We start from the raw sequence: 13226 nt of genomic DNA, 5'->3' as shown, positions 1-13226 counted from the left end.
GCGCGCCGCAGGGGACAGTTCCAAGTGGAAGCATTGACTCGGGTCGGATTCGGCCTGTTCGGCCTTGCCGTGCTGATCGGCATCGCGTGGCTATTTTCGAACCACAAGAAAGCAGTGGACTGGCGCCTGGTCGCCACTGGCATCGCGTTGCAGATCGGCTTCGCCGCACTCGTGCTGCTGGTCCCCGGCGGCCGCGACGTGTTCGACGCGCTCGGCCACGGCTTCGTGAAGATCCTCAGCTTCGTCTCCGCGGGTAGCAACTTCATCTTCGGCGGGTTGATGGACATCCCGAAGTACGGGTTCATCTTCGCGTTCCAGGTGCTGCCGACGATCATCTTCTTCGCCGCATTGATGAGCGTGCTGTACCACCTCGGGGTGATGCAGGCCATCGTGCGCGCGATGGCCTGGGCGATCACCAAGGTCATGCGCGTGTCCGGCGCCGAGACCACCAGCGTCTGCGCGAGCGTCTTCATCGGCCAGACCGAAGCGCCGTTGACGGTGCGGCCGTACATCTCGCGCATGACCGAGTCCGAGCTGATCACGATGATGATCGGCGGCATGGCGCACATCGCAGGCGGCGTGCTGGCCGCGTACGTCGGCATGCTCGGCGGCGGCGACCCGGTGCAGCAGGCGTTCTACGCCAAGCACCTGCTGGCGGCCTCGATCATGGCCGCGCCCGCGACAATGGTCGTGGCCAAGCTGCTGATCCCGGAGACGGGCACCCCGCTGACGCGCGGCACGGTGAAGATGGAGGTGGAGAAGACCACCAGCAACGTGATCGACGCCGCGGCGGCCGGTGCGGCCGACGGCCTGCGCCTGGCACTGAATATCGCCGCGATGCTGCTCGCGTTCATCGCGCTGATCGCGCTGTTGAACTGGCCGCTGACCGCGATCGGCGAAGTGACCGGCCTGTCCGCCGCGATCGGCAAGCCCACCGACATGGCGACGCTGCTCGGCTTCGTACTGGCGCCGGTGGCGTGGCTGATCGGTGTGCCGTGGCAGGACGCGACGATCGTCGGCGGCCTGATCGGGCAGAAGATCGTGCTCAATGAATTCGTGGCGTACCTGCAGCTTGCCGACATCGTCAACGGCAACGCGCCGGGCGTGGTGCTGTCCGAGCAGGGCCGGCTGATCGCGACCTATGCACTGTGCGGCTTCGCGAACTTCAGCTCGATCGCGATCCAGATCGGCGGTATCGGCGGCCTGGCCCCCGATCGCCGTGCGGACCTGGCGCGCTTCGGCCTGCGCGCCGTGCTCGGCGGCACGATCGCCACACTGATGACCGCCACGATCGCGGGCGTGCTGACCTACTTCGGCTGACGGTATGGCTGCCAATCGCGTCACCGTGGTCGGCTCGTTCAACGTCGACCACGTCTGGACCGCCGCGGCCCTGCCGCGGCCGGGCGAAACATTGGCGGGCCGCTACCACAGCGGCCCCGGCGGCAAGGGCTTCAACCAGGCGGTCGCGTCCGCCCGTGCGGGTGCATCGACGAGCTTCGTCTGCGCGCTTGGCGCCGACAGCGGCGGGCAGCTCGCGCGCGCGCTTGCGGTCGCCGACGGCATCGACCTGCGCGACCAGCCCAGCGATGCACCAACGGGCACCGCCGGCATCTTCGTCGGCAGCGATGGCGCGAACAGCATCGTGATCGGCCCGGGCGCGAACGCGGCGATGACGCCGTCGTTCGTCGATGCGCAGCGCGCGGCAATGGCCGAATCGGCGGTCGTGCTGGTGCAGCTGGAATCTCCGGTCGCGAGCATCACGCGAGCACTGCAGTTGGCGGGAGAGGCCGGAGCAACGCGGATGCTGAATCCTGCGCCCGCGAATGTCGAAGTGCCGACGGAACTGCTGGCGCTCGCCGACCTGCTCACCCCGAACGAAACCGAGTTCGCTGCGTTGCTGCGTCGCCACGGTGGCGACGAGGTGGACGCCGCGTCGCTGGCCGCACTCAACGACGAGCTGCTGCATACCCACTGCCGACGCTTGCTGCCGCACGGCACCGTGGTGGTCACACTCGGAGCTGCGGGCTGTTTCGTGTCACATGCGCCGCAGGATTTGCGCGGCGACGGTCTGCAGCACTACCGCGTGGCCGGTGAAGCCGCACAGGCGATCGACACCACCGGCGCGGGCGACGCATTCAATGGCGCGCTCGCCGCAGCGCTTGCCCGTGATGCGCAGCGGCCGTTCGCACAGCAGGTGAAGTTCGCGAACCGGTACGCCGCAATGTCCACCGAAAACGCCGGTGCAGCGGCTGCAATGCCGCGGCTGGCCGACGTCATCGGCCGGTTCGGCGGCTGAGGTCGTGACGCTCGGCCGTGGCTGCTGGCAGCCGCGCGCTCTCGGTGTTTGCCCATGTCGCTCGGCTACATGCCACCGGCTGTGCGAGCGCCCGGCAGTTCCGATCGAGAATGGCTCGCATTACCATGGCCGCCGATCCGATCGGCCGCCCCGATGACGCTTCTCCGCGCCAGCGCTGCTCCCCTGCCCCGCGTGTCACAGCTGCGGACGTTTGGCGTTGCCTTGTCCGTCGCGCCCGAGTCCGCCTGCCCCGGGGCTGGCGCCTGACCACGTGGTCGCCGTCCCGCTCGCACCGCCCACCCGGGTCGCCACGCTTTGGCGTCGCGTCCGCGCCCTGCTCGCCTGGTTGCACCTGTGGGTCGGCCTCAGCGTCGGCGCGGTCTTCGCGGTCGTCGGCCTTTCGGGCTCGGTGCTCGTGTTCCATAGCGACCTGCTGCGGCTGCAGCATCCGCAGCTGACGGTGTTCGAACCGCAGGCTCGCGGCGAGGTACTGGCCGCGGTGCTTGCTCGCGAGACATCGCGCGGGCTGCGGTCGCTGCAGCTACCGGCCGAGGCACTGCCGGTGTGGATGGGCTTCTACGAAGACGGGCGCCGCGCTTACTTCGCACCGGACGACGGCCGCCTGCTGCTGGTCCGCAGCGAGCACGACGATGCGCTGATCTGGCTGCATGAACTGCACACGCACCTGCTCGGCGGCGAAACCGGTGAGGCACTGGTCGGCATCGTCGGCTGGATCGCACTCGGCCTCACCCTGACGGGCCTGTACCTCTGGTGGCCCAAGCGCGGGCGCATGCTGGCGCAGCTGCGGGTGTTCCGGGGCCCGCCCGTGCGTCGATGGCTGACCTGGCATCGCAGCGCCGGCGTCGTGCTGCTGCCGGTGCTGTTGCTGGCGGTGCTGACCGGCATCGGCATGGTCTACCACGGCGCGGCGCGCAGCCTGCTGACCGGTGTGTTCGGCGGCGGCGCCACGCCTGATGCGCCCGTGCGCCCTGCCGATGGAACGCCGGTCGACTGGCCGCGCGTGCTGTCGCGCGCGCAGTCCGCGCTGCCCTCCGCGGCGCTGACACGAACCGCCGCACCGGCCGAGGACAGTGGCGTCGTGAGTTTTCGCGCTCGAAATGCCGGCGAGTGGCACCCGTACGGGCGCACAACGGTGCATGTCGACACCGCCGGACAGCAGGTTCTGCGCGTGCACGACGCGACCCGACAGCCGCTGGGCGCACGCATGACCGAGGCGATCTATCCGTTGCACATCGGCTCGGTCGGCGGCGCGGTCGTGAAGTGGCTGACCGCGCTGACCGGGTTGCTGCCAACGTTCCTGCTTGCAACGGGCTTTCTGTTCTGGCGCCGCCGGCGCGGGCACTGATCGGGAGCCGCGGTCGTTCAGGCCGACTCCGGCCCGACCGTTAAACTTGCGCGATGCGCATCGGCCCGTACGACATCGCCCCAAACGTGATCCTGGCCCCGATGGCCGGGGTGACCGACAAGCCGTTCCGGATGCTGTGCAAGCGCCTCGGCGCGGGGTTGTGCGTGTCGGAGATGACGACCTCCGACCCGCGGTTCTGGAACACCTCGAAGTCGCGCCACCGCATGGACCACATCGGCGAGCCCGCGCCGATCAGCGTGCAGATCGCCGGCACCGTGCCCGAGATCATGGCCGAGGCCGCGCGCTACAACGTCGACCACGGCGCGCAGATCATCGACATCAACATGGGCTGCCCGGCGAAGAAGGTCTGCAATGCCTGGGCGGGATCGGCGCTGATGCGCGACGAAGCGCTGGTGGCGCGCATCGCCGATGCGGTGGTGCGCGCGGTCGACGTGCCGGTGACGCTGAAGATCCGGACCGGCTGGGCCGCAGACCAGAAGAACGCGCTCGCGATCGCGCGCATCGCCGAGGCCGCCGGCATCCGGTCGCTCGCGATGCACGGACGCACCCGCGACCAGCAGTACACCGGCACTGCCGAGTACGACACGATTGCCGAGGTCAAGGCCGCGCTATCGATCCCGGTGGTCGCGAACGGCGATATCGACTCGCCAGAAAAGGCCGCCGCCGTGCTCGAGCGGACCGGCTGCGATGCCGTCATGGTCGGTCGCGCTGCGCAAGGGCGCCCGTGGATCTTCCGGGAGATCGCCCATTACCTCGCGACGGGCGAGCGACTGCCGCCGCCGTCGCTGACCGAGGTGCGCGACGTGCTGCTGGGCCATCTGCAGCAGCTGCACGACTTCTACGGCGAGCAGGCCGGCGTGCGCATCGCACGAAAGCACCTGGGCTGGTATGCAAAAGACCGCCCCGAGCACTCGGCCGAACAACGCGCAGGGTTCCGTGCCGTGGTCAACCGCGCGGAAACCGCCGAGGCGCAGCTTCGCCTTACGCGCGAATACTTCGATGCGCTGATTGCCGGAGTGCAGCCGGAGCTTTCGGTCGCGGCCTGATCCGCGGGCATGCTCGTACCGCGTCTGCGGGCGGCAATTTGTAACGCAGCGAACATGGCTCGATCGAAGCATAACCGCGGCCGCTACGATCTGTTCGCGGGCTGGCCGTGGCTAGTCGGGCCGCGCGAAGGAAGCGGCGTCGAGCTGCAATACGCAATATCCCCGTCGTAACAGAGTTGGTAGCCTTTCCGGCCGCATGTCGCCCTGCCGGCACGTGCTCCCTGCAACAGAACGAAGCGCCGACTGCCATGAACGATCCCGCCTCCTCCGCCACGACGATGCCGTACCTGCACGGCTTTTCCCCAACCGAACAGGCCCGCCTGCGTAAACAGGCGCGGATTGCCGAGTCGACGATCTTCCGCAACGTCGACTATTCCGGCGCGCGCCGCCTGCTCGAGGTCGGCAGTGGTGTGGGCGCGCAGACCGAGATCCTGCTGCGGCGCTTCCCCGATCTGCACGCAACCTGCGTCGACCTCAACGGCGCGCAGCTCGAGGCTGCGCGGCAGCACCTCGGCAGCATGTCGTGGCTCGACGGTCGCTACACGCTGCAGCAGGGCGATGCGAGCGACCTGCCGTTCGAGTCGCGCAGCTTCGACTCCGCGTTCCTGTGCTGGGTGCTCGAGCATGTCCCCTCGCCCGCGCGCGTGCTCAGCGAAGTGCGTCGCGTGCTGGCGCCGGGCTCGGTCGTGTATGTCACGGAGGTCATGAACGCTTCGTTCCTGCTCGATCCGTACTCGCCGAATGTCTGGCGCTACTGGATGGCGTTCAACGATTTCCAGATCGAATCCGGTGGCGATCCGTTCGTCGGCGCCAAGCTCGGCAACCTGCTGCTGGCCGGCGGTTTCCATGACGTGCAGACCGAGATCAAGACGTTCCACTTCGACAATCGCGAGCCCGGCCAGCGCAAGACGATGATCGCGTTCTGGGAGGAGCTGATGCTGTCGGCGGCCGACCAGCTGATCAGCGAAGGCAAGGTCACCGAAGAGGTGGTTGCCGGCGTGCGACGCGAAATGCAGCAGGTGCAGAACGATCCGAACGCAGTGTTTTTCTATTCGTTCGTGCAGGCGCGCGCGGTCGTGTACTGACCGCTCTCGACGGACGGGCCCGTGAGGCACGTCCGCCAAGGCGGAAGGCTGCTGCGCGATCAGGTGTGGAAGAAGTCCACCTTGCCGTCGTCAAGGTCGTAGCGCGCACCGACGATCCTGAGCTTGCCCGCAGCGATTGGGTCTTCGAGCAGCTTGCCGGAGACCTTCAGACGCTCGACTACGTTGACAACGTTGAGACGCACGGCGTTGTCGAGCCAGTCGCCCTTCTCGTTCTTCGCATGGATCGCCGAGGGCAGGATCGGCCCGACCATCTCGCCGATCGCGCCTGGAAAGCGCGCACCGTCGCGAACGATGGACACCGCTGCGGCAACCGCGCCGCAACGCTCGTGACCAAGCACAACGATCAACGGAACCCCGAGTTCGGCGACCGCGTACTCGATGCTGCCGAGCCCTTCGGGGGACACCGTGTTGCCGGCAACGCGCACGGTGAACAGATCACCCAGCCCCTGTCCGAACAGCATTTCCGGCGGCACACGCGAATCCGAGCAGCTCAGCAGTACCGCGAACGGCGCCTGTCCCTGCGCAAGTTCAAGGCGGCGCTTGCGACCCAGCGGCGATGTCGGCGCCTTGTCGGAAATGAATGCGTTGTTCGCATCCTTCAAGCGCTGCAGTGCCTGGTCCGGCGTAAGCGTGGTCTTCGGGGGACCGATCGGCTTGGCACCGGCCGGCGCTGCAACTGCGGCGGATGATGCGGCAACACCGGCTGCGCCCGTGGCGCCGAGCGCAAGCGTGCGCAGTGCAGCCGAACTCAACAACGGTGCGGCGGCTGCGGCGCCACTGCAGGCGCACATGGCACCGAGTGCTCGGCGACGGCTCGGAGAGGGCGGAATCTGGTTGCTCATGTTGGACCTCATCGGTTTCGGCGGAAGGGCTTTCGCACCGCGCGTCGATAACCGTCTGATCCAGGCCGGTGCCAATGCATCCTGCCATGCAGGACGAACAATACGGTGCACGCATTGTTCACCCGCGTCGTTGCCGCATGCATTACGGCGCGCGACGCCGCCGTTATTTTGCAGTCCGCGGAGGCTGGGACCAGATGCGTTGCCACATCCATTCGAGCCGGCGCGCGGCGTCCCACGGCCATTCGATCTGCTGAGGATCGATCGCTCGCCACTGGTCGCCGTGGCGTTCGGCGACTGCGAAACGGAACGTGTAGTCCGGCTCGCTGCCCATGCGCAGATCGGAAAGCACAAGCTGGCCGTCGCGCTGCTCCGCCTTCATGAAGCCATGGTTGAACCACATGAGTCGGCGCACGACCGGAAAGTCCGCGACCGCATGCAAGGCGGCGGTGTCGGAACGGTAGTGGCGGAACTGCATCGGGCCGCGGTCGGCCACGATCGAGCGTTCGCCTTCGACGAATCCATCCGGCGTCATCGCGACCACGCGCCACAGCAGCGTGTTGAACGGCATCGGCACCGAGAACCGCGACGCGTCGGCCAGCCCCATGCGTGCAAGCGAAGCGTCGGCGACACGATCCACCGACGCTTTCGCGAGCAGCGAAAAGCCGAGGTAGGCCGTGCTCAGCACCAGCCCCGCGACCAGTGCACGCTGCGCGCCGCGTCGCTCGCGCAGCCACCAGGCGGCGATGCATGCGATCAGCAGCCAGATCGTATAGAGCGGATCGATGATGAAAACGCTCGACCACATCACCGGCCGCGGCGGCAGCGGCCAGAGCAACTGCGTGCCGTAGACGGTGAATGCATCGAGCAGCGGATGCGTGACGAGCGCGAGCTGCATCGCCCAGAACCAGCGCCGGGGCGCCTGCGCGACCCTACCGCCGCGGCTGCGGAACCACGCCCACAGCGCCCAGGCGACGATCGGCAGCACGAGCAATGAGTGGCTGAAACTGCGGTGCCAGGTCATCCGCGCGACCGGGTCATCGGTCACGAGGTTGATCGGGATGAAGTCGAGGTCGGGCAGCGTGCCGAGCGCGGCGCCGGCCAGCAGCGCGGCACGGCGGTGGCCGGGCGGTGCGATCGCGGCCGCCACGGCGGCGCCGAGGACAATCTGGGTCACGGAATCCATGCGCGCATGCTAGCGCGCTGGCTCGACCACGGGCCCGGCCATTGCTGGCTTAACCGGCCTGCCGCGCGTCCGTCCGCACAATGCGCCGACCGGGCGGAGCCTGTATCATGCGCGGCCATCCTTTTATCCCGATGCAAGGATATAGCCTCGATGTCCAGCTACCTGTTCACCTCCGAATCCGTGTCTGAAGGCCATCCGGACAAGATCGCCGACCAGATTTCCGATGCGGTGCTCGACGCGATCCTCGCCCAGGACAAGCGCGCCCGCGTGGCCTGCGAGACGATGGTGAAGACCGGCGCGGCGATCGTCGCGGGTGAAGTCACCACCACCGCGTGGGTCGACATCGAGGCGCTCGCGCGCAAGGTCATCAACGACATCGGCTACGACAATTCGAACGTCGGCTTCGACGGTCATACCTGCGCGATCATCAACATGCTCGGCAAGCAGTCGCCGGACATCGCCGCGGGCGTGGACCGCACCAGCCCCGAGGAACAGGGCGCGGGCGACCAGGGCCTGATGTTCGGCTACGCGGTCGATGAAGCACCGGAGTTCATGCCGGCGCCGATCTACTACAGCCACCGCCTGGTCGAGCAGCAGGCGAAGGTCCGCAAGGACGGCACGCTGAACTGGCTGCGTCCGGACGCGAAGAGCCAGGTCACGCTGCGCTACGACAACGAGCACAAGGTCGTCGGCCTCGACGCCGTGGTGCTGTCGACGCAGCACGATCCGGGCATCGCGCAGAACGACCTCGTCGACGCCGTGTACGAGCACATCCTGAAGCCGGTGCTGCCGGCCGAGTGGCTGTCGCAGCTGCCGAAGAACAAGGTGCACATCAACCCGACGGGCATCTTCGTGATCGGCGGTCCGGTCGGCGACTGCGGCCTGACCGGCCGCAAGATAATCGTCGACACCTACGGCGGCATGGCACGCCACGGTGGTGGCGCTTTCTCGGGCAAGGATCCTTCGAAGGTGGACCGCTCGGCCGCGTACGCCGCGCGTTACGTCGCGAAGAACATTGTTGCTGCGGGCCTGGCGACCAAGTGCGAAGTGCAGGTCTCGTACGCGATCGGCGTCGCCGAGCCGACCTCGATTTCGGTCACCACGTTCGGCACCGGCAAGATCTCCGACGAGCAGATCGAGAAGCTGATCCGCGCGCATTTCGACCTGCGTCCGTACGGCATCGTGAAGATGCTCGACCTGATCCACCCGGTGTACCAGCCGACCGCGGCCTACGGCCACTTCGGCCGTGCGCCGGAGCAGGTCACCTACCGCGACCAAGGCGGCATGGAGCACACCGCGACTGCGTTCTCGTGGGAGAAGACGGACAAGGCCGAGGAACTGCGCAGCGCGGCCGGCATCAAGTAAGCGACACGCACGACTTCGCGCGCTGCCCGGATCCGAAGGGCGGCGCACGACAAACGGGCTGCCCATCCGGGCGGCCCGTTCTGTTTTGGTCAGCCGCAAAGGCCGATACTCGCCGGCCGAGGTTCCATCCCGCGCATCCAGCGCGGACGTCAACCGGCCGCTCCGGCCTGCCATGGATTTTCCTGTCGTGACACACGCACACCCGAATCGCACCTCCGCGGACGCCGAGCCCGCCCACTCGTCCGAGAACAACTCCGCTGCACCGACGGCGGCGCCGGTGGATACGCGCAGTGCGATCGAACTGCTCGAAGCCATCGCCGCCGATCGCTCGGTGCTTGATGCGCTGCCCAAAGAGGACCGGGCGCGCCTGCACCGGGCCGTCGCGCAGGTGCACTCGCCCGAGCGGCGGATGAAGCGGAAGAAGACCAAAACGCTCCAGCGCCAGCGCAATGCCGAACTTGCACGCAGCACCGAGGCATTGCTCGACAGCACGGGAATCCGCGAACTGCGCCGCAAGCCGGTGTTCACCACACCGAACTATTTCCCGCCGACCGCCGCGGGCGCGCATCTTGCGCTGGAGTCGCTTGCGCACGATGCGCAGCGCGAGTCGCCCGAGTTGCTGCACTGCTACGTGTGCAAGCAGAAGTACACCCGCGTGCACCACTTCTACGACCAGCTCTGCCCGCCGTGCGCGGAGTTCAACTTCTTCAAACGCACCGAACTGGCCGACCTCACCGGCCGCGTCGCGCTGCTGACCGGTGGCCGCGTCAAGATCGGCTACCAGGCCGGCCTGAAGTTGCTGCGCGCTGGTGCGGAATTGATCGTGACCACTCGTTTCCCGCGCGATTCGGCAGCGCGCTACGCGCAGGAGCCGGACTTCGAGCAATGGGGCCACCGGCTGGAGGTGTTCGGCCTCGATCTGCGCCATACGCCGAGCGTCGAAGCGTTCTGCAGTCAGCTGCTTGCCACGCGCGAACGGCTGGATTTCATCATCAACAACGCCTGCCAGACCGTGCGCCGCCCGCCGGAGTTCTACGCCCACATGATGGCCGGTGAGACCGCGGCGCTGCATGAGGCGCCGGAAACGATCCGCCGGCTGATCGGCCGGTATGAAGGGCTGCGCAGTTACAACATGCTGCCGGAGGCGGCTTCGGGCGATGGCGCGGATGCGATCGCGCGGCTGGCGGACCCGCAGGCGCTGCGTGATGCCGCCGGCCTGACGCGCGCTGCGGAGCTGTCGCAGGTGCCGCTTCTGGCCGAGGAACTGCTGGGCCAGAAGCACCTGTTCCCCGAAGGCCGGCTCGACCAGGACCTGCAGCAGGTCGACCTGCGGGGGCGCAATTCGTGGCGCCTGCAGATGCACGAGGTGCCGTCGGTCGAACTGCTCGAGACCCAGCTGGTCAACGCCGTCGCACCGTTCATCATCAATGCGCGCCTGAAGCCGCTGATGCTGCGCACGCCGGGCTTCGACAAGCACATCGTCAACGTGTCCGCGGTCGAGGGGCAGTTCTACCGCAACTTCAAGACCACGAAGCATCCGCACACCAACATGGCGAAGGCCGCGCTCAACATGATGACGCGCACCGCCGCGGCCGATTACCACGGCGACGGCATCCACATGAACTCGGTCGACACCGGCTGGGTGACCGACGAGGATCCGGTGGAGATCGCTGCGCGCAAGGTGGTGGAAGAACGGTTCCACCCGCCGCTGGACATCGTCGACGGCGCCGCGCGCATCGTCGATCCGATCATTGCCGGCATCAACACCGGCGAGCACGTCTGGGGCCAGTTCCTGAAGGACTACCGGCCTACGGATTGGTAAGCCGAAGCCGCCTGCCGCTCGCGAAGATGCGTGGGCGGCAGGCGGGGTCTTCCATGCACGGGCGCGCCGCAGGCCACGGACGCGAATGCTTTGGCATGGCGACGTCGGAGGCACCGGGAGCAGCCGGCGCTCGACCGCATCGCCGCCTGCGGTCCAAGGTGCTGCAGGCCCGCGGTATGCACTCCCTCACCTCGCGAATGGGTCCAGATGCAGACCGGCCTTGGCGTACGCCCATGCGGACAGCTGCACACGCGTTGTGATCCGATGCGCTGACCGCGAGAAAGCCCGTAGCAGGTCGAGGCGGCCCGCCGCATACCGCCTGCCGTCCATCACCTGCGGCGTCGATCGGCCGCGCGCGGACTGCTGAAAGGCAGCCACTCGGCAGCCGGCCCCTCCGGAAACGTCGTGCCTGAACGCCAGCCCCGGCCGCGCTTGTGCAGTGCAACATAACGTGGTGCTATCCATCCAATTGGATTCCACGTGGATGGCGCGATGCCCGGCACTGACATTGAAGTACGTCCGCGCGGCGGCGGCGAAACCGAGAAGCTGACGGTCAACCTCGGCGTCGTCGACCTCGGTCAGATCGACCTTCTGGTGCAGGAAGGGTTCTATTCAAACCGCACCGACATGATCCGGACCGCCGTCCGCAACCAGCTGGCCGCGCACTCGGATGCGCTGCGCCAGACCGTCGCCCGTCGGGCTTTGCACCTGGGCCTGCAGCACATCTCCCGGGCGGATCTGGAGCGCGTCGCCGCCGCAGGCGAAACGCTGCATATCCAGGCGGTCGGGCTTGCCCGGATCGCCGACGACGTCACCCCCGAACTCGCCCGCGCCACGATTCAATCGATCACCGTGCTCGGCGCTTTCCAGGCCAGCCCGGCCGTGCGCGCTGCCCTTGCGGACCGGATCCACTGAGGCCTTATGAAGACTGCATTTCTCAAGAAGTTGCTCGACGCATCCGCACGCCGCAAGGACGCCACGGCGCCACATGTCGACGGCCGGTTCGATCCGGCTGCGCTGACCGACACGATCCAGCGGGCGCTCGCCAGTGCGGGCCGCGCGCAGGACGCCGGCAAGATGCAAGGGGTCACGGACACGATCCAGCGCGCACTCGCGGACGCCGGCCTGTATTCCGGGCCCGGCGCTGCAGCACCCGACCGCGCCGAACAAAAGGTGTACCGCACGACGGTCGAAGTGGTGGACCGGGCCGAAAGCCCCGGTGCGTCCGCGCAGCCGGGCACGTTCGTCAGCCGCTCGTTCTCCAATGCCGCCGGCAGCCGGACCTACAAGCTCTACGTTCCCTCGGGCTACTCCGACAGCGGCTCGGTATCGATGCCGCTGGTGGTGATGCTGCACGGCTGCACGCAGTCGCCGGACGACTTTGCCGCCGGTACACGCATGAACTCGCTGGCCGAGCGCCACGGCTTCCTCGTCGCGTATCCGGCGCAGGCCGCGAACGCGAACGGCTCGAAGTGCTGGAACTGGTTCCGCGCCGAAGACCAGCAACGCGACCGCGGTGAGCCCGCGCTGATCGCTGGCATCACCCGCGAAATCGCCGCGAACCACCGCGTCGATCCAAGCAAGATTTTCGTGGCCGGGCTTTCGGCCGGTGCAGCGATGGCGGTGATCCTCGGCGAAACCTACCCCGATCTCTATGCCGCGGTCGGCGCACATTCGGGCCTGGCCTACGGCGCCGCGCACGACATGCCATCCGCATTCGGCGCGATGAAGGGCCAGTCGATCGGTGGTGCGAATCGCCGGACGACGCCATCGGCGGGCGGACGCCGCGTGCCGACGATCATCTTCCATGGCGACCGCGACCAGACTGTCGACATCCGCAACGGCGCGGCGATCGGCGAGCACGCGACACGCGTGCAGGCCGGCGAGCCCGCGCTTCGTGCCGACCGCCAGCGCGGCTCGGCCGCGGGCGGCAGCCAGTACGAGCGCACGATCCACACCGATGGCTCGGGGCGCGCGGTCGTCGAGGAATGGAAGCTCCACGGCGCTGGCCATGCCTGGTCGGGCGGCAGTCCGCAGGGCTCGTACACCGATGCACGCGGCCCGGACGCGTCCGCCGAAATGGTCCGCTTCTTCCTGTCGCAAGCGGGCTGACTGCGACCGACGCGCGATCAGCAACCGGTGGCCAGCAGTGACTGCCACCGCTGATCGGTTGCCGCGG

The 13226-nt window shown here is 67.8% G+C and carries 11 protein-coding genes; 9 read left to right on the top strand and 2 right to left on the bottom strand.

Annotation, left to right across the window (positions count from 1 at the left end):
• Positions 1-24 precede the first annotated feature (24 nt).
• The 5 genes from ACFFGH_RS04635 to ACFFGH_RS04615 all read left to right on the top strand — a co-directional run bounded on the left by ACFFGH_RS04635 (position 25) and on the right by ACFFGH_RS04615 (position 5814).
• Entirely contained in the window at positions 25-1320 is a 1296-nt protein-coding gene (locus ACFFGH_RS04635; RefSeq protein ID WP_386665242.1) for a NupC/NupG family nucleoside CNT transporter, read from the top strand.
• A gap of 4 nt (positions 1321-1324) precedes the next feature.
• Positions 1325-2296 carry a ribokinase gene (locus tag ACFFGH_RS04630; protein WP_386665239.1) on the top strand — a complete coding sequence of 324 codons (972 nt, stop codon included), beginning with the start codon at positions 1325-1327 and terminating at the stop codon, positions 2294-2296.
• Between the two features lie 271 nt (positions 2297-2567).
• Positions 2568-3662, top strand: coding sequence for a PepSY-associated TM helix domain-containing protein (locus tag ACFFGH_RS04625; protein WP_386665236.1), 1095 nt, complete (start codon positions 2568-2570; stop codon positions 3660-3662).
• A 53-nt stretch (positions 3663-3715) separates the two neighbouring features.
• Complete coding sequence (gene dusB, locus ACFFGH_RS04620) at positions 3716-4729, top strand: tRNA dihydrouridine synthase DusB (protein WP_386665234.1); 1014 nt, start codon at positions 3716-3718, stop codon at positions 4727-4729.
• Positions 4730-4977: 248 nt separating this feature from the next.
• Complete coding sequence (locus ACFFGH_RS04615; protein ID WP_386665232.1) at positions 4978-5814, top strand: class I SAM-dependent methyltransferase; 837 nt, start codon at positions 4978-4980, stop codon at positions 5812-5814.
• Positions 5815-5873: 59 nt separating this feature from the next.
• Here the strand turns inward: ACFFGH_RS04615 and ACFFGH_RS04610 are convergent, their stop codons facing one another.
• Together ACFFGH_RS04610 and ACFFGH_RS04605 are read right to left on the bottom strand one after the other, a co-directional pair.
• Positions 5874-6587, bottom strand: coding sequence for a carbonic anhydrase (locus ACFFGH_RS04610; protein ID WP_386667361.1), 714 nt, complete (start codon positions 6585-6587; stop codon positions 5874-5876).
• Between the two features lie 253 nt (positions 6588-6840).
• Positions 6841-7860, bottom strand: a complete 1020-nt coding sequence (locus ACFFGH_RS04605; RefSeq protein WP_386665230.1) for a metal-dependent hydrolase — start codon at positions 7858-7860, stop codon at positions 6841-6843.
• A gap of 150 nt (positions 7861-8010) precedes the next feature.
• On the opposite strand from ACFFGH_RS04605, the gene metK reads away from it, so the two are divergent.
• The 4 genes from metK to ACFFGH_RS04585 all read left to right on the top strand — a co-directional run bounded on the left by metK (position 8011) and on the right by ACFFGH_RS04585 (position 13159).
• Positions 8011-9225 carry a methionine adenosyltransferase gene (gene metK, locus ACFFGH_RS04600; protein ID WP_386667359.1) on the top strand — a complete coding sequence of 405 codons (1215 nt, stop codon included), beginning with the start codon at positions 8011-8013 and terminating at the stop codon, positions 9223-9225.
• Positions 9226-9502: 277 nt separating this feature from the next.
• Entirely contained in the window at positions 9503-11047 is a 1545-nt protein-coding gene (locus ACFFGH_RS04595) for an SDR family NAD(P)-dependent oxidoreductase (protein WP_386667357.1), read from the top strand.
• A gap of 480 nt (positions 11048-11527) precedes the next feature.
• Positions 11528-11962: a ribbon-helix-helix domain-containing protein gene (locus ACFFGH_RS04590; RefSeq protein ID WP_386665227.1), complete on the top strand. Its 435-nt coding sequence runs from the start codon at positions 11528-11530 to the stop codon at positions 11960-11962.
• Between the two features lie 6 nt (positions 11963-11968).
• Positions 11969-13159 carry an extracellular catalytic domain type 1 short-chain-length polyhydroxyalkanoate depolymerase gene (locus ACFFGH_RS04585; protein WP_386665226.1) on the top strand — a complete coding sequence of 397 codons (1191 nt, stop codon included), beginning with the start codon at positions 11969-11971 and terminating at the stop codon, positions 13157-13159.
• Positions 13160-13226: the final 67 nt, after the last annotated feature.

The sequence above is a fragment of the Lysobacter korlensis genome, assembly GCF_042434515.1.
The sequence above is the reverse complement of the archived record's forward strand: the minus strand, read 5'-3'. Positions and strand labels throughout refer to the sequence as shown.